General features: G+C 38.5%; 28 protein-coding genes. 22 read left to right on the forward strand and 6 right to left on the reverse strand.

Annotation, left to right across the window (positions count from 1 at the left end; translation table 11 throughout):
- Positions 1-108: 108 nt before the first annotated feature.
- On the forward strand, positions 109-294 hold the full coding sequence (locus tag JYB65_RS13615) for a plasmid mobilization protein (protein WP_206583241.1): 186 nt from the start codon (positions 109-111) through the stop codon (positions 292-294).
- 15 nt (positions 295-309) lie between these two features.
- Complete coding sequence (locus tag JYB65_RS13620; protein WP_206583242.1) at positions 310-1,284, forward strand: DNA-methyltransferase; 975 nt, start codon at positions 310-312, stop codon at positions 1,282-1,284.
- Positions 1,285-1,290: 6 nt separating this feature from the next.
- Here the strand turns inward: JYB65_RS13620 and JYB65_RS13625 are convergent, their stop codons facing one another.
- The 3 genes from JYB65_RS13625 to JYB65_RS13635 form a co-directional block, all read right to left on the reverse strand.
- Positions 1,291-2,178, reverse strand: coding sequence for a BglI family type II restriction endonuclease (locus JYB65_RS13625; RefSeq protein WP_206583243.1), 888 nt, complete (start codon positions 2,176-2,178; stop codon positions 1,291-1,293).
- Entirely contained in the window at positions 2,168-2,395 is a 228-nt protein-coding gene (locus tag JYB65_RS13630; protein ID WP_206583244.1) for a helix-turn-helix domain-containing protein, read from the reverse strand. The genes JYB65_RS13625 and JYB65_RS13630 overlap by 11 nt, the downstream gene beginning before the upstream one ends.
- Positions 2,396-2,873: 478 nt before the next feature.
- Entirely contained in the window at positions 2,874-3,464 is a 591-nt protein-coding gene (locus JYB65_RS13635; protein ID WP_206583245.1) for a hypothetical protein, read from the reverse strand.
- 238 nt (positions 3,465-3,702) lie between these two features.
- On the opposite strand from JYB65_RS13635, the gene JYB65_RS13640 reads away from it, so the two are divergent.
- The 13 genes from JYB65_RS13640 (at position 3,703) to radA (ending at position 15,113) form a co-directional block, all read left to right on the forward strand.
- Positions 3,703-3,969 carry a hypothetical protein gene (locus JYB65_RS13640; RefSeq protein WP_206583246.1) on the forward strand — a complete coding sequence of 89 codons (267 nt, stop codon included), beginning with the start codon at positions 3,703-3,705 and terminating at the stop codon, positions 3,967-3,969.
- Positions 3,970-4,033: 64 nt separating this feature from the next.
- Positions 4,034-4,606, forward strand: coding sequence for a hypothetical protein (locus JYB65_RS13645; protein WP_206583247.1), 573 nt, complete (start codon positions 4,034-4,036; stop codon positions 4,604-4,606).
- Between the two features lie 13 nt (positions 4,607-4,619).
- On the forward strand, positions 4,620-5,231 hold the full coding sequence (locus tag JYB65_RS13650) for a P-loop NTPase family protein (protein WP_206583248.1): 612 nt from the start codon (positions 4,620-4,622) through the stop codon (positions 5,229-5,231).
- A 107-nt stretch (positions 5,232-5,338) separates the two neighbouring features.
- On the forward strand, positions 5,339-6,190 hold the full coding sequence (locus tag JYB65_RS13655) for a hypothetical protein (protein ID WP_206583249.1): 852 nt from the start codon (positions 5,339-5,341) through the stop codon (positions 6,188-6,190).
- Between the two features lie 33 nt (positions 6,191-6,223).
- Complete coding sequence (locus JYB65_RS13660) at positions 6,224-6,421, forward strand: excisionase (RefSeq protein ID WP_206583250.1); 198 nt, start codon at positions 6,224-6,226, stop codon at positions 6,419-6,421.
- 98 nt (positions 6,422-6,519) lie between these two features.
- Complete coding sequence (locus JYB65_RS13665; protein ID WP_206583251.1) at positions 6,520-7,788, forward strand: site-specific integrase; 1,269 nt, start codon at positions 6,520-6,522, stop codon at positions 7,786-7,788.
- 78 nt (positions 7,789-7,866) lie between these two features.
- Entirely contained in the window at positions 7,867-8,202 is a 336-nt protein-coding gene (locus JYB65_RS13670; RefSeq protein WP_206583252.1) for a hypothetical protein, read from the forward strand.
- Between the two features lie 189 nt (positions 8,203-8,391).
- The gene (locus JYB65_RS13675; protein WP_206583253.1) at positions 8,392-8,676 is read left to right on the forward strand and encodes a hypothetical protein; all 285 of its coding nucleotides are present in this window, start codon (positions 8,392-8,394) and stop codon (positions 8,674-8,676) included.
- 420 nt (positions 8,677-9,096) lie between these two features.
- The gene (gene asnS / locus JYB65_RS13680) at positions 9,097-10,491 is read left to right on the forward strand and encodes an asparagine--tRNA ligase (protein ID WP_206583254.1); all 1,395 of its coding nucleotides are present in this window, start codon (positions 9,097-9,099) and stop codon (positions 10,489-10,491) included.
- 66 nt (positions 10,492-10,557) lie between these two features.
- Positions 10,558-10,992 (forward strand): nucleoside recognition domain-containing protein, encoded by a 435-nt coding sequence (locus JYB65_RS13685; protein ID WP_206583255.1) that lies wholly within the window; start codon positions 10,558-10,560, stop codon positions 10,990-10,992.
- Positions 10,989-11,471, forward strand: a complete 483-nt coding sequence (locus JYB65_RS13690) for a nucleoside recognition domain-containing protein (RefSeq protein ID WP_206583256.1) — start codon at positions 10,989-10,991, stop codon at positions 11,469-11,471. The genes JYB65_RS13685 and JYB65_RS13690 overlap by 4 nt, the downstream gene beginning before the upstream one ends.
- Positions 11,472-11,667: 196 nt before the next feature.
- Positions 11,668-13,632, forward strand: a complete 1,965-nt coding sequence (locus JYB65_RS13695) for an elongation factor G (protein ID WP_206583257.1) — start codon at positions 11,668-11,670, stop codon at positions 13,630-13,632.
- A gap of 68 nt (positions 13,633-13,700) precedes the next feature.
- On the forward strand, positions 13,701-15,113 hold the full coding sequence (radA, locus tag JYB65_RS13700) for a DNA repair protein RadA (protein ID WP_425331131.1): 1,413 nt from the start codon (positions 13,701-13,703) through the stop codon (positions 15,111-15,113).
- 70 nt (positions 15,114-15,183) lie between these two features.
- Here the strand turns inward: radA and JYB65_RS13705 are convergent, their stop codons facing one another.
- The 3 genes from JYB65_RS13705 to JYB65_RS13715 all read right to left on the reverse strand — a co-directional run bounded on the left by JYB65_RS13705 (position 15,184) and on the right by JYB65_RS13715 (position 18,019).
- Positions 15,184-15,417, reverse strand: coding sequence for a DUF6485 family protein (locus tag JYB65_RS13705; RefSeq protein WP_206583258.1), 234 nt, complete (start codon positions 15,415-15,417; stop codon positions 15,184-15,186).
- Positions 15,418-15,848: 431 nt separating this feature from the next.
- Complete coding sequence (locus JYB65_RS13710) at positions 15,849-17,306, reverse strand: sensor histidine kinase (RefSeq protein WP_206583259.1); 1,458 nt, start codon at positions 17,304-17,306, stop codon at positions 15,849-15,851.
- A 41-nt stretch (positions 17,307-17,347) separates the two neighbouring features.
- Positions 17,348-18,019: a response regulator transcription factor gene (locus JYB65_RS13715; protein WP_206583260.1), complete on the reverse strand. Its 672-nt coding sequence runs from the start codon at positions 18,017-18,019 to the stop codon at positions 17,348-17,350.
- A 301-nt stretch (positions 18,020-18,320) separates the two neighbouring features.
- On the opposite strand from JYB65_RS13715, the gene JYB65_RS13720 reads away from it, so the two are divergent.
- The 7 genes from JYB65_RS13720 to JYB65_RS13750 all read left to right on the forward strand — a co-directional run bounded on the left by JYB65_RS13720 (position 18,321) and on the right by JYB65_RS13750 (position 25,616).
- A complete protein-coding gene (locus JYB65_RS13720; protein WP_206583261.1) occupies positions 18,321-18,794 on the forward strand; it encodes a CarD family transcriptional regulator in 474 nt (157 codons plus the stop codon).
- A 92-nt stretch (positions 18,795-18,886) separates the two neighbouring features.
- Complete coding sequence (locus JYB65_RS13725; protein WP_206583262.1) at positions 18,887-19,990, forward strand: PIN/TRAM domain-containing protein; 1,104 nt, start codon at positions 18,887-18,889, stop codon at positions 19,988-19,990.
- A gap of 15 nt (positions 19,991-20,005) precedes the next feature.
- Positions 20,006-21,175 carry a 2-C-methyl-D-erythritol 4-phosphate cytidylyltransferase gene (ispD, locus tag JYB65_RS15155; RefSeq protein ID WP_206583263.1) on the forward strand — a complete coding sequence of 390 codons (1,170 nt, stop codon included), beginning with the start codon at positions 20,006-20,008 and terminating at the stop codon, positions 21,173-21,175.
- 7 nt (positions 21,176-21,182) lie between these two features.
- Entirely contained in the window at positions 21,183-22,910 is a 1,728-nt protein-coding gene (locus JYB65_RS13735; RefSeq protein ID WP_206583264.1) for a proline--tRNA ligase, read from the forward strand.
- Positions 22,911-22,956: 46 nt separating this feature from the next.
- Positions 22,957-23,472 carry an NUDIX domain-containing protein gene (locus tag JYB65_RS13740; protein ID WP_206583265.1) on the forward strand — a complete coding sequence of 172 codons (516 nt, stop codon included), beginning with the start codon at positions 22,957-22,959 and terminating at the stop codon, positions 23,470-23,472.
- A 70-nt stretch (positions 23,473-23,542) separates the two neighbouring features.
- Positions 23,543-24,031 (forward strand): peptidylprolyl isomerase, encoded by a 489-nt coding sequence (locus JYB65_RS13745; protein WP_206583266.1) that lies wholly within the window; start codon positions 23,543-23,545, stop codon positions 24,029-24,031.
- 310 nt (positions 24,032-24,341) lie between these two features.
- Positions 24,342-25,616 (forward strand): M23 family metallopeptidase, encoded by a 1,275-nt coding sequence (locus JYB65_RS13750; RefSeq protein ID WP_206583267.1) that lies wholly within the window; start codon positions 24,342-24,344, stop codon positions 25,614-25,616.
- Positions 25,617-25,684: the final 68 nt, after the last annotated feature.

A 25,684-nucleotide genomic window follows, 5' to 3' on the forward strand; every position in this document is an offset into this window, starting at 1 on the left:
ATAGAATCTCTTGGAAACAGGAGATTCTTTTTTTGGCAAATTCCGTGGAGAAATGTATTGTAAATGTAGCACATTAAAAGTATATTTGTTTGTAGAAGGGCTTTAATTATGAATAAAACAATTTCTATGAGTATTAGAGTTAGTGAAGAAGAATTAGATAAATTGAAGCAGGCGGCTAGACTGGAAGCATACGCTTCATATAGTGAATTTATTAGAAGAACAGCGTTATTAGAAGCATCAAAAGTCATTGCAGAAAATGAGAAAAATGAAGAGTTCTGTGAAAACAATAAATAATGAGAGGGGTATATAATGAATTACTTGAGTATAGATGAAATATACCTAGGAGCTGCAGAGAAACTTATGCTTCAGATAGAACCAGAATCTATAGCATTAAGTGTTTGGTCACCGCCTTACCATGTCGGAAAGAGCTATGAAAGCGGTCAAACATATGAAGAGTGGACAGAAATGCTAGAGTGTGTAATTAGAAATCATGTAAATATTTTAAAACCGGGTGGTTTTTTGGCTATAAATATCGGTGATATATTATGTTTTTCAGATGAGGATATGCCGCGTATTCAAGCGAATAATATTAGTATGCGTAAATGTAAAATTACTGAAGAAGATGTAAAAAAAGCAGCTTCGGAGCATCCTGATTACAATCGATATCAATTAGCAAAATTACTCGGTTGTAGTGAACAGACAGTAGATAGAAGGCTCCATGGAAATAATATACGAGGTGGAAAATATAATGCACAAACTAGAGTGAAAATAGTGGGTGGAATGCTAGAGAAAATGGCGCTTGAAGTAGGAATATATCCATATGATAGAAGGATTTGGGTTAAAGATGCTGCATGGGCAAATAGTAACTGGACAACAAATTCGTATCGTGCAGTTGATGAGTTTGAATATGTATATATTTTTTGGAAACCGGGAATTACAAAGGTAGATAGAAAAAGACTGGCTAAGGAAGAGTGGGGTGAATGGGGAAGTCGGGCAGTATGGAACATTCGGTCTGTACAGCGAAACGACGATCATGAAGCAAAATTTCCAATAGAACTTCCAAGAAGGGTAATTAAGTTATTGACCGATAAGGGAGATACAGTGCTTGATTGTTTTATGGGTAGCGGGACTTCTGCGATAGCAGCAATGATGGAAAAGCGCCATTATATAGGTATTGATAAAGAAAAAAAATATGTGCAACTTGCGAAAAAAAACATTGAGGAATTTATTTCGCAAGGTACACAGGAATTATGCAATTATGGAACTGCAGAATCAGAAGATTAGGAATTACTAGCGCTTGAATTCTTCTACTCTCCATGACGCAATTTTATCTAAGAGTGAGAATGAAACTCGAACACGAATTTTTCGAGGGTCTTTTGATTTATCATCTTTTCCAGGGAAGAATAATCCTGGATAGTCCTCTAAATAGTTTGGATTTTCGGTAAGAAGTAGGCCGTTTGGAACACAGATATTTTTTATGCTTTCAAGCGGCTGGCCCGTCGCACTACTAGCGGACAGAGTTGGCATGCTATATACTGGTTTTACAAATAAATGAATAGTTGGTGCCACATTACCATTGGTAAGGGGGTACATTGGAGATATGGCGGGGTAAAATGAATGTGTAGCGCGCCTACCCTGAGCAATCATAGTTGAATTTATCATATTCTCCATTGGTTCAGCCCAGATACCATCACCTGATACTTGGTAAGGAGAGATAACAGTGTGGTCAAAATTGTCTCTTGGACCAACAGATTTAATATCTAAAAAAAAGAAAGCACAATTAGTAAATCCTTGGGTTATCTGAGAAATGGTATCAGAATACAAAACAAACCTATTGTCGGCACCAGACGGTAATCCGATTTCTGAGACACAGTATTGAGCGCCGATTATTCGACCTAATTTATGTCCAACAGCGTGCTCTCCAACTTCTATCCACGGAATCTGGTCGCCTACGGGTTGCCTGCCCCTGTCATCAGGTGGATAATTTGCCCAGAATGCATTCAAGTAAGATGCTTCATTGTAGTCTTTCTCGATTTCGTCGTAATTATCAATAATGATATTATTGACGAGCCCTGTGCAATACTGTTCGATTGATATTAATTGGTCTGGGTTTTCGATAAAGTATGAACGGGCTCTATTATAGTTTTCAAATAAAAGTTCACGCATTTCAGAATACATTTTCTTCATCCCTTTCTATAAATAGTTTATAAGGCTCAACTTCGAGAGCCTCGGCAATAGCTTGAATATTATCAATGGAAATATTGCGCTTTTCTCTTTCAACGCTGCTGATATAGGTACGGTGTAAACCAGCAAGCTCAGCAAGTTTCTCCTGTGATAAGTTCCCTTTTTTCCTATACAAAGTTACATTTGTGGCAAAAATATGTAATAAGTTCATGTAATCACCTCACATAGATATTTGTAAATAAATTATCCCTCGGTGAATACAATAAATCTACAGACAATACGTCACATGATTGCTGATAGAGATTCGCAAACTTGAGCGTGTATTTCAAAGAGATATGTTGGAAAACACAATAGATATAGAGCTAGGGGAGAAGAGTGTATAGATACTTACTTAAATAGAATGTTAAATAGCCTCCTATGGTAAAATCAAATTATCATAAGAGGCTATTTATATGGCAACGAAAAAAGAACCAATGAGCGAAGGGGAAAAGAATATTATACCTTTGACCTTGCAGACAACTAAAAAAATGGAACCTTGCCCTTAGATTGTGGAAAGGTTTACGAATTTGTGATTATGTACGAGGCGAGGCTTCGCTGTAAGTTTTATTTAAAAAGACACCAAAAACACCTTTCTTCAAAGGTAGAGAAGGGAACCGATCAAAATTTCGGTTCCTTTTTTATTGTATAAATTACCAAATACCGGTATAAGTTTTTCCAGAATTACTTATATAAAAGTTATCATCGTACTCTGAAAAATGCTCAATTAGATAGTTACCAATAATTAATGATATAAGTTGATTAGTTTTTATGCCAGTTATTTTTGAAATATCTTGCAAGCGGTATGTGAATTGTTCGGAAAGTGGTATAGCGTATTGTTTCGTATTAGGAAATATGTTTTTATGTTCGGAAGAACATGCTATATCAAATGAAGCTAGCTTATCTGTTATCGCAATATGAAGAAGATTGTTTATAACAATATTAGTTTTGGTTTCATATATCTTCTTTATTTCATGGATGCCGTTATAGATGTATTCAGCGACTTCCATGGAATATCTTTTTGGTATCTTTTCTTTACCATAAGAATCTAAAGTGCCAAAAGTTTTTTTGAATTTACATTTCTCATAATTGGCTTTGAAGTATTGATTATCAAATTCAAATGAATGTAATTGTTCAGTTAATAAAAATCTAATTATTGTTTGAATGGGAAGATTTAAAGATGATGCATAGCGATTAAGCTTAGTAAATGTATTTAATGAGAGTGTAAAGTTTAGTTTGTACATAAAAAACTCCTTTACGTTTTTATAACACAAGAAAAAGCTTTTTAAATTTTAGTTGAATTATACAAGAAATAGACTAAAAAGTAAAGAGCGTATAAAATAACCAAATAAGCATCTATAAAAAAGTGTAAGACATTATTTTAGAATAATAATGCTCTACCAGTTAAAAATAGTATGTTTTAATGTAAGTACAGCAAGCGAGTACGAGGTGGGACGCCATCAAAGAAAGGAAAATAATGTTATGCATCTAGTGGGATTAAATTATACGACTAACGCAAATGGTTTTAGGAATACAACATTGCAAGTCACAGATAATTACAACTCATATTATTCTAACGCAGAAGCAGGAAGAGCATGTGCTGGCGTTAAATGCGATTCAATATATGTGGGCGACGTTGATTGTTCTGGATTAAAGATTGGCATGGATATCGATATTCTTTACGATAAAGCAATCTCGACAGCAAAGGGAACATTCCAGCCTATTAAGAGAATCGACATTCTTAAGTAACTGATAATTAGAGCATGTTAACAAATATTGTTGGCATGCCCCTTAAAGAAATGAGGTAAATGAGATGATTGAATTAATTATATTTTTGATCTGCTTAGTAGAACTAGGTATGACAATTGAGAAGCTGATACATCTTGATTATGATATAGCAGGTGTTACTATAGCATTAAAGCAGGATGTCAAAAAGTTTGTTGAAGCGATTTTTGTTGAACCACAGAAAAGACATGCATTTGATTTTACGCTATCTAATGATATGAAGATTGTTACAAAGCCTTATGCTAAAACAGGATTTGAAATACAATTAGTAAATAAGTTGTTCAGAACTGTTCCCGTTGTTGGCATTCAATTTGTTCCAGATCATGAATTAGAAGAAGCAGAATTGCAGGAGCTCGTGCGGTTGCTAATTATAAAATTCAGAGAATATTTGGTATATCATGAGCTAAATTGGAAGACATTTGCACACTATTCAGTTGGTAGTGATTATGTACATGTATTTCTATGTTATGCAGAATGGGAATGTGACAAACAGCCGTTTGAAAATGCGTATCGTCAGACAGTGCGACAAAAAACAACTGATAAATCTGGTGGCATTTTACGTGATGATGAATTAGAAGCAGAGTTACGACATGTTGCTTAAGCTAGGATACAGTATGGAATCCTGGAAAAATGGTGTAAAAGCACCATTTTTCTGGGATACAGATAAGGTGCCACATATACTGTTATCTGGGATAACTGGCGGTGGAAAGACTATATTAGCACAAATGATTGTAAATCAACTTTTGTCTGAACATAAGTCTATCAGTATATGCGATTTCAAAGCAGGTGGGGATTGGGATAGTATTAGTTCCAACTATGCGGAATACAAGAATTGTGATAAATTACTAGATACTTTTTATAACTCTTTTGTAGAAACGATTGAGCAAAAAAGCAAATCAGAGCAATATCTTATTTTTGATGAATTTAGTAGCTATGCATTAAGTAAGGACAATAAAGAATTTAAGGAATTGATGGCAAAGATTAGCCATATTGCATTTATGGGAAGAAGTTTTGGTTATAGATTATTTTTTGTTTCGCAACAGTTTAATAGTAAGGTTTTAGATACTGCAATTCGAGAACAATTTGGAATAAAGATGTTTATGGGTTCAACTATTTCAACAGAAAGTGCAACTATGTTGTTTCCTAACTGTGATATTGATAAAAGTATTCAGGGCTTAAAAAAGAGGAATATGAAAATCCAGAATATCTTGCAGATAAATTTATAGAATTATGGGAAGATAGCGGAAAAGGAAGGAAAGCAGGTATTGCTGTATGTGTTTCTTTGGATGGTTGCTATCATGCACATATAGCTTGCTATGGAAATACAACGACATTGAAAAAAGTGTCAGATATTTTGTTTAAGACGCATATAGAACCGCAATTGGGTGGTAAAGATTCTTTGAGATCATATTTGTTAAAAGAGGGCAAATATGAAGAAAAGGGAGAACAAGTTTTATGTACAAAGGGATTAGATGTAATACAGGATAAACAGGGAAAAAGAAATGATCTGGATGAAATTGAAGCATTATTAAATGATAAATTGACGCCAGAGGAAATATTTAATACATCATTTCGGTATCGTAAATATGAGAAAATGATTAAATCTGCATATATCGATAGACGATTAAAGGAAACGCCATTGATAAAAGATGTACATAACGAATGGCATGTTGGAAATTCGGGGAGTGGAAAGACATATTATTATTATCAATTATGTGAGGAATATTCGACAGAAAAAGTTTATATGACAACAGATTTTGAAAATGGTGGATTTGATTTCTATATTGAGCAGGGTGCACCGCCAATTATATTTCTTGATGAATTTAAAGGGAATATGAGGTATGGACAGCTATTAACTATTCTGGATAAATACAGCAGAACTCAAACACATTGTAGATATGCCAATACATATAATTTATGGACAACTTGCATTATTACATCTATATTTCCCCCAGATGAAGTGTATTCTTCGATGGTTGAAAATGACAGAAGAAATCGGGATAAGATAGATCAGTTATTAAGAAGATTGGACATTATTGTTTATCATTATAAAGAGGATGCTGATTATAAAACTTTTTCAATACCTGCAAGCGAATATATAGATTATGATAATTTGAAGCAACGTGCATTAGGAAATAAAGCTGGATTTGTTGAAATGGATGATTTGAAAGATGTTCCTTTTTAATGATTAGTGCTAAGTTAGTGAAGGAGTGATTTTATGGCAAAAGAAGTTCCTATATGGGAAAAATCAAACCTTACGTTAGAAGAAGCATCCGCATATTTTGGTATTGGCATTAACAAATTAAGAGAATTGACTAACGACAAAAATTGCCGTTTCGTAATCTGGTGTGGTAGCAAGAGATTGATTAAACGTAAGTTATTTGAAGATTATATAGAAAAGATGTACTCAATATAATTACTTAGTGATGTTATGTTGATTATGGACAATGGGAAAACGTTAAGCTATAATTGGTTTGAGCGTGTTCTCTTTACGTTATGAAAGGAGATTTACTTATGGCAGTAGAGAGACGCAAAGATAATAAAAAAAGGGTATTAAAGGAAGGCGAATATCAGCGAACAAACGGAACGTTTGAATATAAATGGAGAGACAAAACAGGAAAACGTCATTCCATTTACGCCAAGACGCTTGAAGAACTTCGTGAAAAAGAAGTTGATGTCCTGAGAGATGTATTAGACGGTATTAGGTCAGATAAAAAAGATTTAACAATCAATGACCTATATAATTTGTGGGTGCGAATTAAACGGGGATTGAAAGATAATACCTTTCAGAACTATAAGTATATGTACACACAATTTGTAGAGCCAGATTTCGGGAATATAAAGATTACAGATTTAAAAAGAACAGATGTGAGAGCCTTTTATAATCATCTTTCTGATAAGCAGAAGCTTAAAACATCAACGATAGATAGTGTTCATACAGTTTTACATCAAGTATTAGAACTTGGAGTAGAAGATGAATATTTAAGATTTAATCCTTCTGATAATGCATTGAAAGAACTAAAAAAAGCTCACAATAATGATTCTGAAAAACGAAGAGCATTGACAATTCCTGAGCAGGAACTTCTTGAAGAGTTTCTAAGTAAACAAGGACAATATCATAGATGGTATCCTATTTTTATAACTCTTTTATGGACAGGCCTAAGGGTAGGTGAAATTACTGGATTACGTTGGAGTGATATTGATTTTGAAGATGAGACAATCGATATAAATCATACTCTTGTTTACTACAGCAAAGGGGAAGTTGAAGGTTGCACATTTGCTGTTAACACACCTAAAACGGAAGCTGGAAAAAGAACAGTTCCTATGTTGCCCAAGGTTAAGGAAGCATTTCTTTTAGAGAAGGAATATCAGAAAGAATGTGGAATTAAATGCAATGTAGTTGTGGACGGGTATACAGACTTTGTCTTTATAAATCGTTTTGGTGGAGTTCAGCATCAAGGAACACTTAATAAGGCATTAAGAAGAATTATTAGAGATTGCAATTATGAGGTGTTGGATAAGAATCAGGGAGTTAAAGAAGTAACCTTACTTCCAAAATTCAGCAATCACTCGTTAAGACATACTTTTACAACTAGAATGTGTGAAGCAGGTGTTAACATCAAAGCAATGCAAGATATTCTCGGACACGCCGATGCAGAGACTACAATGGACATTTATGCAGAGGCAACAAAAGATTTGAAACGTTCAGAACTGATTAATTTTGAAGATTATTTCAATAATCAAAGAAGTGCTCAAACTGTTAAAAGAAACAAGAGGTGTTAAGAAATCTTTAGAAAATTTCACTTCATAAAGTGCAGAAGGTTTTTATAAGAGATGATTATGAGAAGAGGTTGATTTTAATTGGGTAGTTTTATTGACAATAAAATAGATGCATATAATAATCTTGTTGACGATATCAACACCTTTGATTTGACTCATATAAATAAAGACGGAGGCATTCAGCTTGAAAATTACCCTGCATGTAAGGAAGTGAATCTCTGGAGTTGCTGGGAAGGTGGAAGAAATCATTTAGATGCGTCAATTTTACTTGTAGGTCAAGACTGGGGAAGTCTTAATTTTAAAGGTGAGACCATTGTGAAAAATATGGATTCGGGAACCTATGATCCTAATACTTTTTGTTACATGGATGGAAATAATAGCCCGACAAACAGAACAATATGCGAGCTTTTACTTTAATTGATCAAAGATATCAATTAGAGAGTGATAATAACACTTATGAGAATCTGTTTTTTACTAATTTTGTCCCTTGGTATCGGGCAAGAAATGCAAATACAAGCAGTGGATTTAAAGATAGCTGGATTCAGCCAAGTTCGTTGCTAGTCGAAAGATTAGTAGATATAATTAGACCTAAAGTAATTCTTTGCCTTGGAAAAACAGTTTTTTGATGGGGTGCTTTTATCTGCAGGTCAGATATATGACTATAAGAAAAAGACATATAATATGGTTATTGAGGAAGGTGCGATTACCGTTCGATTTAAAACAGGTGAGGTTTCTATTGTTCCCCTTACACATCCGGGAACATATGGAACATTAAATAGAAATGGACGTAAAAAGGTAGTAGATGGAGATAGGTTAGCGCTCCAAAGATTAGATTGGAAAAAAATAAATGAGATGCTAAATTGTCAAAACACAAGAGCCAATGATGTTTAGGTCTTACCCCTCTTAAAGGAACTTGAATTTACTATTTTTAATGTACAAAAGAGGCTCAAATTATGCTAAATGAAGCATACGACCATTTTACGACAGCTTTACGACTACTTATAAAGAGTTTTGCAGAATTATAAAATGAAGACATAATAAGAACATCATTAATTAGAGATATAAACAGCTATAAAGGGTTATAAATTGTTAGGTAGGATTTCCCGACAATGAAGCCGATCGAGAAATAAATACCAACAATCTCGAATGAGGAATATAGAATTGGAAATGATGTTAAGAGACAGAGAAATCTGTCTCTTTTCTGTTATGTCTTGTAAAGCAAAAATATTTCATTTACAATGGGAGTGCATGAAAATAATGGTAATATAGATAATAAAAGTGTGAAATTTATAACGTAAGGAGAAAATCAATATGAAAAAAGAATTGCAAATTAAAGATTTTTTTAGAAATATAGAGAGCTATTTGGATCAAGAAGTAACGATTCGAGGGTGGGTGAGAACCAATCGGAGCTCCAATAAATTCGGTTTTATCGAAATAAATGACGGCACCTTTTTTAAATCGGTTCAAGTAGTTTATGAACAAGAAACGATCGGAAATTTTGAACAGATAGCGAAAGCATCTATTTCAGCAGCGGTAATGGTTCGGGGCATCTTAGTCGCCACTCCACAGGCAAAGCAGCCTTTCGAAATAAAAGCTCTGGAGGTTTCGGTAGAGGCAGGAGCTGATCCAGATTATCCGCTTCAAAAGAAGCGTCACAGTTTAGAATTTCTTCGTGAGATTGCGCACCTCAGACCGAGGAGCAATACGTTTGCTGCGGTCTTCCGAGTACGGTCTTTAGCCGCCTATGCCATTCATCAATTCTTTCAAGAAAATAACTTTGTATATGTCCATACACCGATCATAACCGGAAGTGATTGTGAAGGGGCAGGAGAAATGTTTCGGATTACCACGTTAGATCTTAAAGAGTTGCCTATGCAAGACGGATGCATCGATTATTCACAAGATTTTTTTGGCAAGGAAACGAGCTTAACGGTCAGCGGTCAGCTGGAAGCCGAGACCTTTGCATTGGCATTCCGAAACGTGTATACTTTTGGGCCTACTTTTAGAGCAGAGAACTCCAACACGGCCAGGCATGCTTCTGAGTTCTGGATGATTGAACCGGAAGTGGCTTTCGCGGATTTAAACGATAACATGAATTTGGCAGAATCTATGATTAAATATATCATCCATTATGTGCTTGAAAATGCGCCGGAAGAAATGGAGTTTTTCAACAATTTTATTGATAAGGGACTGCTTGAACGCTTGAATAACCTTGTAAGCAGCGATTTTGAACGCGTAACGTATACAGAAGCGGTGGATTTATTGATGAAGTCCGGGAGAGAATTCCAGTTCCCGGTTCAATGGGGAGTGGATTTACAGACGGAGCACGAACGTTATCTGACAGAGGAAGTGTATAAAAAGCCGATATTTGTGACCGATTATCCAAAAGAAATCAAGGCTTTCTATATGAGACTAAATGAGGATGACAAGACGGTAGCGGCCTGCGATTTATTGGTTCCGGGCGTAGGAGAAATCATCGGAGGAAGCCAGAGAGAAGAACGGTATGACGTTTTATCGGCACGCATGAAAGAACTTGGATTGGAAGAAAAAAATTATTGGTGGTATATGGATTTACGAAAATACGGAGGAGTGAAACATGCAGGGTATGGTCTGGGGTTTGAACGAATTATCATGTATTTGACAGGCATGAGCAATATCAGAGACGTTGTGCCTTTCCCTAGGACTCCGAAAAATGCAGAGTTTTAAGCATTTTATTTGCTCGTTTAGACTATAAATAGAATATCTTGACATAAAAGAAAGAGGTCGGACGTGATGAGTAAATTGTTGATGGCGATTAAAGCGGGTATCCTGAAAGGAATAAAAACAGGCCTTTTGCTCTTGAAGGTCATGCTTCCTATTTATGCGGTGGTTGTTGTCATAAAATATTCCCCGATTATGCCTCTTTTAGAAAGAACTTTTGCGCCGGCGATGAAGCTGTTTCATTTGCCTGGAGATGCTGTCGTGCCTATTATTTCCGGATTTTTTACAGATGAGTACGGGGTAGTTGCAGCGATGAGTTCCTTTGACTTCTCCAAAGCGTCTATTACTACCATTGCGATGATTGCCTTAACGGCACACTCCTTACCGGTTGAATCAGCGGTGGGTAAAAAAATAGGCTTCCCTGTCATGCTTGTGGCAGCGTATCGATTAAGCATGGCTGTACTGGTTGGTATGTTGATAGGATGGTTAGGAGGCGTTTTTCTGTGAGTGTCGGATGGGATATTATCGTGTTAGAAATACTAAAGGGCGGTCTGATGACCATGGTGAATTTACTCAAGGTGCTCATACCGCTTATGATTATTATTGAGTTGCTTATGGTCTATCAGATCATGGAAAAGGTCGCAGTGAAGCTGGCGCCCCTAAGCAAGATGATGGGAATGAAGAAAGAAACGATTTTTCCCTTGTTGGTAGGCGTGATTATGGGGGTCACTTATGGTGCAGGCACATTAATTGAAATGAATAAGAAAACGCCGATATCCAAGAAAGATTTGATGCTCATGGGTGTCTTTATCTATCTTTGCCATGGGATAATAGAAACCGGGCTGCTGTTTGGTGTAGCCGGTGCCAGCATTATTGTGGTGACGTTCGTACGACTCCTAATCGCCTTTGCTGTAACGGTGATCTTATCAAAAACACCGTATTTCAGGAAGATGGATACAGAAGATTTGACCGGAAATGAGGCATAGAGAAATGATGAAAGCAAGATCGTAAAGGGACAATTCAAAACCTTGTTTTTTGATTGTCAGACAAATCGAACATTCTGACGATTTTCGTTTGCTATATGGGTTCTTAAATGCTATAATAAATATGTGAAGTTTTTGACATTTCAACAAGAATTTTTCATGCTTTACAGAATCAAAAATAATTTTGGGAGGTCTTATTATGAAGGGCTATACGAGCGACACTATCAGAAACGTTGCACTTGTTGGACACGGCGGATGTGGTAAAACTACATTCTTAGAAGCAGCTTTATTAGCAACAGGCGTAATTAACAGACTAGGTAAAGTGGAAGATGGAAACACAGTATCTGACTACGACAAAATGGAAATTGAAAAAGGCTATTCAATTAATACGTCTGTCGTTCCAATTGAATGGAAAGACAGTAAAATTAATTTTATTGATACGCCGGGTTATTTTGATTTTATCGGGGAAGTAAATGCGGCGTTGCGAGTTGCAGAAGCAGCTGTTATTTTAGTAGACGCAGGAGCAGGTATTCAGGTTGGCACAGAACAGGCTTGGAAAGCTTGCGAAAGATATAAGAAACCAAGATTTATCGTAATAAATAAAAGAGACAAGGACGAATTTGATTTTTATAAAACATTTGATGAATTAAAGGCAAAATTCGGCGAAAGACTGATTCCTTTCAGCTGGCCGATTACAGCTGAAATCGATGAGGGCTTAAAGGAAGCGATTGCGATGACGGATGATGCTTTAATGGATAAATATTTCAATGGAGAGGATTTTACCGACGAAGAAATTAAAAAAGGACTGGTGCACGGTATCTCAGATGGCGTGATCGTTCCTGTGTGCTCTTCGGCGTTTTCTCTTGGACATGGCATTGAAGGGCTTATGGACTTACTTATTACCTATGTGCCTACCCCTTATGAACATGGCTCTTACTACGGATTTAATGATCAAAATGAACCGGTAGAAAGGCTGTCAGTGGTAGACGCGCCAATGTCTGCATTTGTTTTTAAGACAATTGTGGACCCATTTGTAGGGAAAATTTCCATCATGAAGGTGGTTACGGGAAAAATCAATTCCGGTACAGAAATCTTGAATGAGAGAACCGGAAAAGTAGAAAAGTTGGGAAAGCTGTTTTTCCTCCGGGGAAAAACTCAGCTGGAATTGAATTATGCGGAAGCGGGCGATATTGTAGCAGTGGCAAAACTCCAATATACGTTATCGGGGGATACTCTCTGCGACAAGCATGATCCAATTCGTTACTTGCCGCTTGATTTCCCTGAGCCATCTTATTTTATTGCAATAGAAGCAGTGGATAAGGCAGACGAAGAAAAAATGGGCACGGGACTCAACAAGCTGAGAGAAGAAGACCCATCCTTTATCGTTTCCAGAAACGCAGAAACCAAGCAGACACTGCTTGGCGGTCAAGGGGAAATACAGCTTAGCATTATTCTAGCAAAATTAAAGGATCGATTCGGCGTAAATGTGAAGACGGTACCTCAAAAGATTGCTTACAGAGAAACCATCAAAGGGCAATCGGATGTTCAGGGCAAGCATAAGAAACAATCCGGCGGTGCAGGACAATACGGGGACGTTCATATCCGATTCTCCCCTTCACAGGAAGAATTTGAGTTCTCCGAAGCACTGTTCGGCGGATCTATTCCAAAGAACTATGTACCGGCTGTTGAAAAGGGGCTTCGTGAATCCATGGACAAAGGCCCTCTTGCAGGCTGCAAAGTAGTAAATATCAAGGCTGTTCTATACGACGGTTCTTACCATGATGTAGACTCCAATGAAATGGCCTTTAAAATTGCCGCTTCCCTTGCTTTTAAGAAGGGTATTGTGGAAGCAAAACCTTGCTTGCTTGAGCCGGTGATGCACCTGGATATCGTTGTTCCGGAAGAGTATATGGGCGATGTAATGGGCGATATGAACAAGAGAAGAGGGAAGATTCTTGGAATGGAGCCGCTTCAGGAAGGCGGGCAGCGGTTGATGGCAGAAGCTCCGCAAGCGGAAGTATTCGACTATGCGATATCCTTGAGAGCAATGACACAGGCGAGAGGAAGCTTTACTCTTCGATTTGAGAGATATGAAGAAGTTCCAATGCATTTGGCTGAAAAGATTATCGCTAAACATAAAGAAGCGACGGAAGCGTCGAATTAATAAGATGACACCCTCGGAAAACTTCCGGGGGTGTTTTGCGGTTGGAATTCCTTTTTTAGTGTGATAAAATGAGAAAAACAGACGCAGAAGGGAAAGAAGTGATGGCAAAAAAACCAAGGACTGTATTCGTATGCCAAGAGTGCGGATTTGAAAGCGCAAAATGGTTGGGACAGTGTATTTGCGGCGCGTGGAATTCAATGGTAGAAGAAAAAGTAATACCGATCAATGAAAACGACAACCGAAGCAGAGTGTCAGCCGGAAGCGAAAAAAGAGCGAAAGCAACCAAATTGATCGAAGTGAAATCCGGAAATTTTTCCAGATTGGATACAGGAATCGGTGAACTCAACCGCGTGCTTGGAGGGGGTCTCGTGCAAGGCTCCTTGACCTTGATATCAGGGGAGCCGGGTATTGGGAAGTCTACTATTATCATACAAGCCGCTTCTCATATTGCACAAAAATACGGGAAAGTCCTTTATGTTTCCGGTGAAGAATCGGAAGAACAGATAAAGATGAGAGCAGATCGGGTATGCGGAAACACATCGGAGAACTTATTTCTGCTAGCTGAAACCAACATGGAAAATATCGTTGCTGTTGCAGAGGAACTAAATCCGGAGTTCATCATCATTGATTCCATTCAGACGATGTATTCTGAAATAATGGATTCGGCACCGGGCAGCGTTTCACAGGTTCGCGCTTGCGGAAATGAGCTGATGAAGCTCGGCAAGGTTAAAAATATCCCGGTATTCATCGTCGCACACGTGACTAAATCAGGCGAACTGGCAGGGCCTAAAATTATTGAACATTTGGTGGATTGTGTCTTAAACTTTACCGGAGAGCGCAATCAGGAACTGCGAATTTTACGGTCATTTAAAAACAGATTCGGCACCACTAATGAAATCGGTGCGTTTGAAATGCGGGAAGAAGGACTGATGGAAATTGAGAACTTATCAAAGAGCTTTTTAGAAGGCTTGGAGGATGGGGTGGAAGGAGCTGTTGCTGCTGCGGTCTATGAAGGAACAAGGCCGTTGCTTTTAGAGATTCAAGCACTGACCGCACCTACCAATATCGGGTTTGCCAGAAGAACGGCGTTAGGAATCGATTTATCCAGACTTAATATGATCTTGGCGGTATTAGAGAGGAAAGCGAATGTATCCCTAATCAATCAGGATGTCTATGTCAATGTAGTAGGAGGCCTGAAGCCGGAAGGGACGTCCACCGATTTGGCGGTTGCTCTTGCCATTTACTCTTCGTATAAGGGAAAACCAAGTTCCGGAAAAACCCTGGCCCTTGGCGAAATCGGTTTGACTGGAGATCTGCGATCCGTTCAGAACTGCGAAAGGATAATCAAGGAAGCGGGACGAATGGGTTTTTCTCAAATTATTTTACCTCAAAAAAATGTAACAGCTATCAAGGATATTCCTAAAAATGTGACGTTAATAGGGGTATCCAATATAAGAGAGGCACTAGCCCGGTTTAGCTAAATGAAAAGGTCATCAATACGGACCTAGATATATAAAAAGACTACAATGTAGTCTTTTTTTGTGGACGTTATTAGTGCGACTCATCTTCTTTTTTCTTCAAAACCAGTTTCGCGAATGCTTCGTATGATGAATCATCAATTGCTGTTACATCTCTTAACTCTTTTGATACATCTCTAAAAAAGCACGAGGGGAGTGCACCGTCATGCAGACAGATTCGAATACAAAGATCGCAGCCTTTGTCGTGATTACGTGGATGAAAAGTACAACTGTAATTTTTACATGTACAAAAATCAGTATTGCTCATCTTAAGTTCCTCCTTTACTGATCAATGCAAATTGATTTGTATGTAACATGAGTATAGCAAATAGAATTCAAAAATGCTATGAACAGATTCAGGAAGGCGAACTAAAAGGTGGGGTAGTCATTGCAGATTGGAAAAAGAAAAATCATGAAAAAAGTACATAAAAATAGAGGGGTATCCCAATAAAGTTCATATTGGTCAGTTAAAGCCTGTAGGATTGGTTCTCGGAATGAATCTTTTAATAAATTTCATTCGCTGCATTCAGATAGAAAAGCAAACTCGCTACGCTCAAACAGTGCTTTTCTTCGCATTTCATGCTCGCTGAATACATTGCTCATGAAATTTGAAAAGAGGTGCATTCCTCAAAATATCCATCGGCTTTATCTGACCAATATGAAGTTTTGAGACAGCCCTCTTCATTAGTTCATTTGATCTTACTTCTTTAGCTCAAACCAGAATGTACTTCCTTTTCCTTCTTCGCTTTTTACTCCGTATTTACCGCCATGAAGAATAATAATTTCCTTTACAATAGATAACCCCAGCCCGGTGCCTTTTACCGCTCTGACATGATTGGTGCTGGCTTTAAAGTATCGCTCCCATATTTGATCGATTTCGCTTTGAGGAATACCCATGCCGTGATCGGATACTTCACAGCGGCAGCGAGTCTCATCGCTTAAAATACGGACAATAATTTCTTTATCTGTACCGCAGTATTTGATCGCATTATAAAATAAATTGGAAATGACTTGCTTAATTTTGTTTTCATCTGCACTGATCTGTACATCGGAACCTTTTGGACATTCCAAAATAAATCTGTAATTTTCTTTTTCAGTATAAAGACCATAAGAGTTCACGATGCTCTGTGCAGCTTCACATAAATTAAAGGTCGTCTTTTCTAAAGGTGTAACTCTTGTTTGCAGCCTGGATAAAGCCAGCATGTCGCTGACTAACAAGTTTAACCGATCGGCTTCTTCTATGATAACTTCCAGATGTGCCGCACGTTTTTCAGGGTTGTTACCCGATAAATCACGAATCATTTCAGCATAGGATTTAACCATTGTAAGGGGTGTCCTTAAGTCATGTGAAACGTTTGCAATCAGGTCCTTACGGAGAGAATCCGTCTTTTTCAGTTCGTTAGAGGCCAACGTTAACGTGTTCGCAAGCTGAATAATTTCTGAATAGTGTCCTCCCTCAAACTGGATGCCATATTCGCCTGCTGCCAGTTTTTCTGCAGTTTTGTTTATTCTTCGAATCGGTTTGGATATCCTGTTGGATAAATAAAACGATAGGAAAAAGGCAAGGGATAGGGAAATGATGGTCACATAAATTAACTGACTTCGTAAAATGCCGACTGTAGAATCCACAGGAAATAATGGTGAAAAAATATAAAGAATTACCGTATTTTCGTTAGAGTTTTCTAAATAACCGGCATAAGCTAGAATTTTTTTGTCTCCGTCCCTATGTCTTGGTGCCATGTTCGATTCTACACTGGAAATGATAATCGATGCACTCGGACGGTTTCCTTCCAATAATTGTTTTCGAACCATGCCCATTTCCGGCAGATACATGTAGGAAGGCGTTCGATTGGAATCCTTAGAAGGTGAAAATAGGATGGTGTCCTCTGTTTCAATTTGAATGTACATATCATTGGATACGGATAACGATCGTATCGTATCCAAGAAGTCTTCTTTGCCGTACTGTGAGCTGATTACGTTTGCAATTCTGGTCGTTTCCGCTATTTTCATCTGCTGATAATAGTTGTTTAAGAAAAATATTTGCAACGCCCAAAGTATGCCAAGAAGCAATAATGAAAAAAGGATAAAGTAAGCCCATAGTTTAAAGGTGATACTTTTCCTATCAATATTTAGTTTGAATGCTTGTTGTTTCATCATGTATCCTTGTTACCTCAATTAAAAAAGGATGGGATAGGTTTTTAAATTTCAAATTTATAGCCGACGCCTCTAAGCGTAACAATAAAGTCTCGATAGGGGCCAAGGTTATTTCTTAAATTTTTAATGTGTGTGTCAATGGTCCGGTCATCCCCAAAAAAATCATACCCCCAAATGTCCGATAACAATTTATCACGCGAAAGGGCAATATTGCAATTCTGAGCAAGGTAGAACAAAAGATCGTACTCTTTCGGAGTCAGTTCAATTTTTTCCCCGTCGACGGTAACCGTTCTTGCAGGAATATTAATCGTAAGACCTTCAAAAACCATTACATCTTGCGTGGTGGGTTGAATGATTGTTTTTCTGGAAAGAACGGCGTTTATTCTTGCCATTAATTCTTTTGGACTGAAAGGTTTTACGACATAATCATCAATACCCAGTTCAAAGCCAAATAATTTATCGTATTCTTCCCCTCTGGCGGAAAGCATAATGACAGGGGTATCCTTAAATTTACGAAGCTCTTTGCAGGTGGAAAATCCATCTAGCTTCGGCATCATCACATCTAAGATGATTAAATCGTAATCATTCAACTTGCACAGACCGATGGCTTCCATTCCGTCCGCCGCTTCTTCTACTGAATATCCATTAAATTCGGCATATTCGCGAATTACTTCTCTTATTTTTATCTCATCATCAACGATTAAAATCTTATACATATTTCTTTACTCCTATATTTTATTAAATACTGTTAGTCCCTTGAAATAATAATAACTTCCGTTTGTGAAGGTGAGGTGATGGCTAGAGGAAAAATAGGTTCATATTACACCATGATTCGCTCACAATGATATTGTATCATAAATTCAACGGGAATGTTATGCTACAATTATGGCAGGGAAAGCGATATTGATAAATTTAGGTTGACATCAAAAATGCATTATGATAAACTGTAAAATTTACTACCTTGACATGGGACAAAATAGTAAGATATACTAGATACATGAAGCGGAGGGGAATAATATGTTTATCATAGGAGATAAAATCGTGTATCCAATGCACGGAGCCGGGATTGTCGAAGGTATAGAGGAAAAGAAAATCCTTGGTGAAACAAGAAGATATTATATTTTAAAAGTTCCTTGCGGCGATATGAAGATAATGATTCCGGTAGATACTAGTGATGATATTGGCGTAAGAAGGATTATTTCGGAAGCTGCATTGATCGATGTAATGTCGACGTTAGAGGATGTTACAAGCGAGATGTCAGCGAACTGGAATCGCAGGTATCGTGAGAATATGGAGAAACTAAAGACGGGTAATGCTGTAGAAGTAGCGGAAGTAGTTCGAAATTTGGTTCGTATGGATAGGGAAAAGAAACTCTCAACAGGAGAAAAAAAGATGCTATCCAATGCCAAACAAATTTTATTGAGTGAAATTATTCTCGTAAGAGGCATGGGACAAATTGAGGCTAACGACATGGTTGATCAAGCAATTTAATTTTCGCTTATCAAAAATGTTGCTGAGCAAATCTTTGCACCTTGAAAAGGGTGCAAAGATATAGAGATTAAAGAGGAAAGGGGGGAAACGAAATGATCAAAAAACTATTACAGCTTGTATTTACTGCGGTAGGTGCTATTTTAGGCTATGGTGTGTTCTTACTCTGTGAGTTTATTTTTGGGCTGTCGGGTACTGCATTAAGTGAGAAACTTACAGAAACACAAATGCTTGTAACAGCTTTGTGTTTTGCAATTATATTTGGAATTATTTTTTTCAGAGCGACACCACTCCTAGGAAAACATGGCGCGAAAGTGGCAAAAGGAATCGAAAGTGACTTGCAGGGTGTTCCGACAAATGATATATTATCAGGTACATTTGGATTGATTGTAGGACTTATCATCGCGTTTTTGGTGAGTCAGATCTATGCAACAATTCAATTTCTTTATGTGGGAACCATTTTGACCGTAGTCACTTACGTTATTTTAGGCTATTTAGGGGTTATCATTGCAACAAAGAGATTTAAGGATGTGTCGGTGGCCTTACTGTCGGCCAAAAAGGGCGGGCCCTTATCCAAATCGAAAAACAAGCAATTGGATGCGACACCTAAGATCTTTGATACCAGTGTGATTATTGACGGAAGAATTGCCGACATCATGAAAACCGGTTTTATTGAGGGCACGATTGTCATACCTGAATTTGTGCTGCTTGAATTGCAGCATATCTCAGATTCTTCGGACTCTTTAAAGCGTAACCGGGGCAGAAGAGGCTTGGATATTTTGAATAAAATCCAAGAGGACTATGGTATCGAAATCTATAATACGACGGCTGAGAAGTCGCTGGATGAAATACCGGAAGTGGATATTAAGCTTTTAAAGCTCGCACAAATTATGAACGGTAAGGTTGTGACCAATGATTTTAACCTAAATAAAGTGGCTGGTATTAAAGGTGTTGAAGTTTTAAATATTAATGAACTCGCAAACACACTTAAACCGGTTGTACTTCCGGGAGAAGATATGAAATTGTTTCTTGTAAAGGAAGGAAAAGAAAACAATCAAGCGGTTGCCTATCTGGATGACGGAACGATGATTGTGGTGGAAGAAGGAAGACGATACATCGGACAGACCATCAGTGTAATGGTAACCAGTGTGTTGCAGACTTCAGCCGGACGTATGATTTTTGCAAAACCAAGAAGATAAAAAGCAGGATGATCTATGTATAAAACAAAAAAAATCGCTGTCATTATCGCCGCTGCCGGATCAGGAAAACGAATGGGCAGCGGCATTCCAAAACAATTTCTAAAAATAGAAGGTTTACCCGTATTTATAAAAACGGTTGATGCTTTTTGCCGCCATCCTTATATTGACGGCATTTTTGTTGTTGTGTCAAAAGAATATCTGAAGGCAACGAAAGAAATATTATGTAAACATAATTTGGCGAAAATACAAACCGTAGTGGAAGGCGGAAGTGAACGGCAGGATTCTGTTTACAATGCGCTTCAAGCTCTTCCCGCGGATGTAGATTATGTCATCGTGCATGATGCGGCAAGACCGTTTGTTTCGGATGCGCTTATTAATAGAACGGTGGAAGAAATGGTGGTCAGGGGAGCTGTTGTTGCAGCTGTACCTGTAAAGGATACCATTAAGATCGGCGATCATGAAAAACGCTGTTTTAAAGAAACCTTAAAACGGGATGAACTGTATGCGGTTCAAACGCCGCAAGGGTTCGAACGTAAGCTTCTGATGGATGCTTATGAAAAGGCCTATACCGATCATTACTGCGGCACAGATGATGCGGTTTTAGTTGAAAGAATCGGTCAAGCCGTATATATTGTGGAGGGCGAATATAACAATCTAAAAATAACGACAAAAGAGGATCTGCCAATGGAGATGAGAATAGGTTCCGGATATGATGTACATCGGTTCAGTGAAAATCGAGACCTGATTCTGGGTGGAGTTAAAATCCCGTATACAGTAGGCTTATTGGGACATTCGGATGCAGATGTGCTGACACATGCCATCATGGATGCATTGCTCGGAGCGGCGGCTCTGGGTGATATCGGCAAACATTTTCCGGATACAGACCCGGCTTATAAAGGAATTTCCAGCCTCAAACTGCTTTCCCACGTAGGGCAGCTGCTTGCAGAGAATGGATTTCAAATCGGTAATATTGATGCGACGGTTATCGCTCAGGAACCTAAACTGGCAGCTTACATCGAGCAGATGAAAAATAATATTGCCGAAAGGTTGAATATAAGCCATAATATAGTCAATGTGAAAGCGACAACTACAGAGAAATTAGGCTTTACGGGGCGAAAAGAAGGAATCGCTTCGGAGGCTGTGTGTCTGTTAAAAACGAATAATTTTAAATTGAAGGAGATATAGAACGACAATGAGATTATCTAAAATGCATCTGAAAACTTTGAGGGAAGTACCAAATGAAGCAGAAATCGCAAGCCATATTTTATTGCTGAGAACAGGAATGATTCGAAAACTGGTGTCCGGGGTATATGGATTTATGCCGCTTGGATATCGTTCCATTCGGAAGATCGAAGAGATTATAAGGCAGGAAATGGACGCAAAAGGAGCTCAAGAGATTCATATGTCTGCAGTTCAGCCTGCGGAGCTTTGGATGGAGTCCGGCCGGTGGTTTAAATATGGTCCGGAATTATGGCGGCTAAAGGATCGAAACGGACGGGATTTCTGTTTGGGACCTACTCATGAAGAAATCTTCACTGATATTGTTCGAAGTGAGGTGAATTCTTATAGACAGCTGCCTTTGAACTTATATCAAATTCAGACTAAATACAGAGATGAAGCAAGACCGCGATTCGGACTGATGAGAAGCCGAGAATTTATAATGAAGGACGCTTACTCCTTTGACAAGACGTTTGAAGAGCTCGATAAGAGTTATGAGGATATGTATGATGCCTATGAAAGAGTTTTCACTCGATGCGGCCTTACTTTCAGACCGGTGGAAGCAGATACCGGGGCAATTGGCGGCAGTAATTCCCATGAATTTACGGCTTTGTCTGAGGTTGGAGAAAGTGAAATTGCTTATTGTGAAACATGCAGTATGGCAGCAACTACTGAAAAAGCGCTCTGTATCGATGCACCTGCTTCCAATGAAGCGGAATTGCCGTTGGAAACGGTTCATACACCAGGGACAAAAACGATTGAAGACGTTGCAAACTTTTTAGAACTTGACAAGACACAGACCATGAAAGCCCTTCTTTTTGTAACCTATGATGATGAACAAAATGAGAACGGTTATGTGGCAGCTTTTGTTCGAGGGGACCGTGAGCTGAATATGATTAAATTGGTGAATGCGTTAAATATACCGGAGCACGCTATTGCTTTTGCTGATGAAGCGAAGATGGGAGCGGAAACAGGTTGTGTAGGCGGATTTACCGGGCCGGTTGGCATTCATGATTGTACCATCGTTGTGGACAGCGAACTGCCGGGATTGAAAAATCTTTGTGCAGGTGCATGCAAGGAAGATCATCATATGCTTCATGTGAATTATGGAAGAGACTATAAGGCAGATATTATCGCTGACTTAAAACTGCTCAAAGAAGGAGATCCATGCCCGGTATGCGGAGCACCGGTAAAACATGCTCGAGGGATTGAGGTCGGACAGGTATTTAAACTAGGTACAAAATACAGTGAAGCTATGGGAGCATATTATAAAGACGAAAATATGGAAGATCAACTGGTGGTAATGGGCTGCTACGGAATCGGAGTGACAAGAACACTTGCCGCAGTGGTAGAACAGCATCATGATGAGAATGGAATCATCTGGCCGATGTCTGTGGCCCCTTATCATGCGATTGTAACCATTGTGAATACGGGTGATGAAGTACAGGAAAAGACTGCAGAAGAGATTTACCAGCGGCTTTTAGGTGCAGGCGTAGAAGTGCTGTTGGATGACAGAAAAGAACGTCCGGGTGTAAAATTTAAAGATGCAGATCTTTTAGGAATTCCAATCCGAATCATAGTTGGAAGAGGTGCTGCCGATGGAATTGTTGAATATAAACTCAGAAGAGACGCAGACAAGGAAGAGCGATCGATGGAAGATGCAATAAATAAAACCATTCAGACGGTAATGCAAGAAAAATAGGAAACCGGTTCTTTTCTGAGGGAGAACTGTAGATAGGAGTGTTGTTATGTGGGCAGGCGGAGTACGAGTAATAATTTTTGATGAAGATAAGAAAATACTGATGCTTAAGCAACACCATGAAGATAGAGATATCTGGATGGTGCCGGGAGGCGGCATCGAAGAGGGTGAGGATGCAAGACAGGCAGCCATTCGTGAGGTAAAGGAAGAAACCGGCCTTGATGTAACCATCGAAAAACTGATTTGGCATGTGGAGGAGGTTTCCGAGGCGAGAGGTCAGCGGTTTGTAAACTTTTTCTTAGCTAAAATTTCAGGAGGAACTTTGGAACTCGGCTACGATCCGGAACGGGTCGGCGGAGAGCAGGTCATGAAGGAAATCCGTTTTATGTCACAAGGAGATATAAAGCAGCAGGAGCACATCTATCCGGACTATCTCAGGGATGAAATCTGGGATTTTATGGAGTACTATTTTGGCCTTGAAAAGTTTGAAGGACATATCGATATAAATTTAATTGCAGACTTAAAGAAAAGAGACCGAATGCATAACGGCTTTAAAATCCGATAATAAAAGAATAATAAATAGCGAAGGCTCTTAGAACAGCTTATAAGAGAAAAAGAAAGGAAAAACGACAACGATGAAGAAAATAGTGACAATTGAAATGGAGAACGGCGATATCATGAAAGGGGAGCTTTATCCGGAAATTGCTCCTGAGACAGTAAAGAACTTTGAAGAATTGGCATCCAAGGGGTTTTATGACGGATTGATTTTCCACAGAGTTATTCCCGGTTTCATGATCCAGGGCGGTGATCCTACAGGAACAGGAATGGGAGGCCCAGGACATACTATTAAGGGCGAATTTACGTCGAACGGTTTTGAAAATAACTTGAAGCATGCAAGAGGCGTTCTTTCCATGGCGAGATCAATGAATCCAAATTCTGCAGGATCACAATTTTTCATTATGGTAGCAGATTCTCCGCATTTGGACGGACAATATGCTTCTTTTGGTAAAATTACAGAGGGCATGGAAGCTGCTGATAAAATTGTCAATGCACGGAGAGATCATTCCGATAAACCAATCGAGAATCAGGTGATGAGCAAAGTGACTGTTGAGGATATGGAGTAATAACAAAACACCGCAAAATTGTAATCATTATGTCATAATTTTGTAATATATTAATCTCTATGTTACAAAAAACCAATATTAACCAATAACTTTTTAAGATTGCGTCAAATAATTGAAATTTAAATTGTTTGACGCTTTTTTGATTGTGGTGTTTTTGTGAAAAATAGATAATTGGGTTGACTTGACTGTAACAATCCTGTAATATTTAGGAACGGCAAAGGCAACATATTGCATAAGATAAACTAGTTGGGCTAATAAAATTTGAAAGAATAGTTGAATTAATATGAAAGCCAGATAAAGGAATTATAATATGAATCAAAAATTATCAGATAGAATAAGTCTTATGAAAGATCGGATTACTTTAGAAAAAATAAAACAGGCAACTGGCGCTTTTTCAAAGCAGCAGAAAATGACGGTGGGAGGTACGGTTGGCGTGCTGGCTTTAGCTGCAATGCTATCTATAGCACCGGTGCCGACAACGCATATGCCGATGGATGCCGGTTCAGGCATTCAAACTGAGAGTTTAAAAATGGCAAAGAGTGATAACGATACCCAGTGGCTGATAAAGATTAACGGATCATTAATCCTTGCGGTAGATACGGAAGAAGAGGCAAAGGCGGTTTTTGAAGGGGTAAAATCTTATTATGTGACACCTGGAGCTCAAGTATCCGATATTCAATTTGGTCAGGAATTTTCTTATGTACCCTATGATTATCAAGCGACAGGGGGAGAGCCGGCATGGGTAATGAGTGTGCCGGATGCCATTGATTATATTGTGAGAGGAACAACTCAAGCGAAGACGTATGTTGTTCAAGGCGGTGATACGCTTTGGGATATAGCAAAGAAGTGCAACATTTCTCCGACTGAATTAGAAAACATGAATCCGGGAATTAATACGTCGAGCTTAAAAATCGGTTCCGTGTTAAATTTATATGACTTAAAACCGTTTGTTACGGTTCGTACAACAGAAACGGTCGTTGCAACAGAGACGGTCCCATATACAACCGTGTACGAAGAGTCCTCTCAATTATATAAGGGTCAGACCAAGGTGCAGACCGCAGGCGTCAGCGGAAGTAAGCAGGTGACTTCACAGGTTATTAAAGAAAATGGCATTGTGTTAGGTTCTAATGTATTGTCTGAAACTGTTTTATCACAGCCGCAAAATCAAGTATCGCTAAAGGGTACGGCAGCGATACCGACCTATACAGGTGCCAGCAATGGGATTTTGGGAGCACCGATGGCTCATGTTGAAGTGTCTTCCGCTTTTGGGACAAGAGGTGGAGGCAGACATTACGGAGTAGACCTAAGAAATCCTCAGGGAACTCCTTTTGGAGCAGCAGCGGACGGTGTAGTAACTTGTGCTTCTTACTCCGGCACGTATGGCAATATTATTAAGGTGGATCACGGCGGAGGCCTTCAGACGTATTATGCTCACTGTGACAGCATGTATGTTTCTGTAGGAGATAAGGTGACAAAGGGTCAAACGTTAGGAACGGTAGGCAGAACGGGAAATGCAACCGGATATGTACTTCATTTCGAAGTTCGTATCAATGGCGTTGCACAAAATCCGATGAACTATATTTAGTTTGATTATTGAACAAGAATATTGTATAATTTTAAGGCAGGTTTACCTGCCTTATATTTGTATAGAAT

The sequence above is a fragment of the Clostridium aminobutyricum genome (assembly GCF_017255415.1).
Classification (GTDB): domain Bacteria; phylum Bacillota; class Clostridia; order Peptostreptococcales; family Anaerovoracaceae; genus Aminipila; species Aminipila aminobutyrica.

What these genes read in the sequence shown, in the direction of transcription:
- ispD (WP_206583263.1), top strand. Translation starts at nt 20,006, where the DNA reads ATGTATAAAACAAAAAAAATCGCTGTCATTATCGCCGCTGCCGGATCA.
- JYB65_RS13750 (WP_206583267.1), top strand. Translation starts at nt 24,342, where the DNA reads ATGAATCAAAAATTATCAGATAGAATAAGTCTTATGAAAGATCGGATT.
- JYB65_RS13715 (WP_206583260.1), bottom strand. Translation starts at nt 18,019, where the DNA reads ATGTATAAGATTTTAATCGTTGATGATGAGATAAAAATAAGAGAAGTA.
- JYB65_RS13745 (WP_206583266.1), top strand. Translation starts at nt 23,543, where the DNA reads ATGAAGAAAATAGTGACAATTGAAATGGAGAACGGCGATATCATGAAA.
- JYB65_RS13660 (WP_206583250.1), top strand. Translation starts at nt 6,224, where the DNA reads ATGGCAAAAGAAGTTCCTATATGGGAAAAATCAAACCTTACGTTAGAA.
- JYB65_RS13705 (WP_206583258.1), bottom strand. Translation starts at nt 15,417, where the DNA reads ATGAGCAATACTGATTTTTGTACATGTAAAAATTACAGTTGTACTTTT.
- JYB65_RS13725 (WP_206583262.1), top strand. Translation starts at nt 18,887, where the DNA reads ATGATCAAAAAACTATTACAGCTTGTATTTACTGCGGTAGGTGCTATT.
- JYB65_RS13710 (WP_206583259.1), bottom strand. Translation starts at nt 17,306, where the DNA reads ATGATGAAACAACAAGCATTCAAACTAAATATTGATAGGAAAAGTATC.
- JYB65_RS13735 (WP_206583264.1), top strand. Translation starts at nt 21,183, where the DNA reads ATGAGATTATCTAAAATGCATCTGAAAACTTTGAGGGAAGTACCAAAT.
- JYB65_RS13640 (WP_206583246.1), top strand. Translation starts at nt 3,703, where the DNA reads ATGCATCTAGTGGGATTAAATTATACGACTAACGCAAATGGTTTTAGG.
- JYB65_RS13720 (WP_206583261.1), top strand. Translation starts at nt 18,321, where the DNA reads ATGTTTATCATAGGAGATAAAATCGTGTATCCAATGCACGGAGCCGGG.
- JYB65_RS13645 (WP_206583247.1), top strand. Translation starts at nt 4,034, where the DNA reads ATGATTGAATTAATTATATTTTTGATCTGCTTAGTAGAACTAGGTATG.
- asnS (WP_206583254.1), top strand. Translation starts at nt 9,097, where the DNA reads ATGAAAAAAGAATTGCAAATTAAAGATTTTTTTAGAAATATAGAGAGC.
- JYB65_RS13615 (WP_206583241.1), top strand. Translation starts at nt 109, where the DNA reads ATGAATAAAACAATTTCTATGAGTATTAGAGTTAGTGAAGAAGAATTA.
- JYB65_RS13695 (WP_206583257.1), top strand. Translation starts at nt 11,668, where the DNA reads ATGAAGGGCTATACGAGCGACACTATCAGAAACGTTGCACTTGTTGGA.
- JYB65_RS13625 (WP_206583243.1), bottom strand. Translation starts at nt 2,178, where the DNA reads ATGTATTCTGAAATGCGTGAACTTTTATTTGAAAACTATAATAGAGCC.
- JYB65_RS13665 (WP_206583251.1), top strand. Translation starts at nt 6,520, where the DNA reads ATGGCAGTAGAGAGACGCAAAGATAATAAAAAAAGGGTATTAAAGGAA.
- radA (WP_425331131.1), top strand. Translation starts at nt 13,701, where the DNA reads ATGAGAAAAACAGACGCAGAAGGGAAAGAAGTGATGGCAAAAAAACCA.
- JYB65_RS13685 (WP_206583255.1), top strand. Translation starts at nt 10,558, where the DNA reads ATGAGTAAATTGTTGATGGCGATTAAAGCGGGTATCCTGAAAGGAATA.
- JYB65_RS13650 (WP_206583248.1), top strand. Translation starts at nt 4,620, where the DNA reads ATGGAATCCTGGAAAAATGGTGTAAAAGCACCATTTTTCTGGGATACA.
- JYB65_RS13620 (WP_206583242.1), top strand. Translation starts at nt 310, where the DNA reads ATGAATTACTTGAGTATAGATGAAATATACCTAGGAGCTGCAGAGAAA.
- JYB65_RS13635 (WP_206583245.1), bottom strand. Translation starts at nt 3,464, where the DNA reads ATGTACAAACTAAACTTTACACTCTCATTAAATACATTTACTAAGCTT.
- JYB65_RS13740 (WP_206583265.1), top strand. Translation starts at nt 22,957, where the DNA reads ATGTGGGCAGGCGGAGTACGAGTAATAATTTTTGATGAAGATAAGAAA.
- JYB65_RS13630 (WP_206583244.1), bottom strand. Translation starts at nt 2,395, where the DNA reads ATGAACTTATTACATATTTTTGCCACAAATGTAACTTTGTATAGGAAA.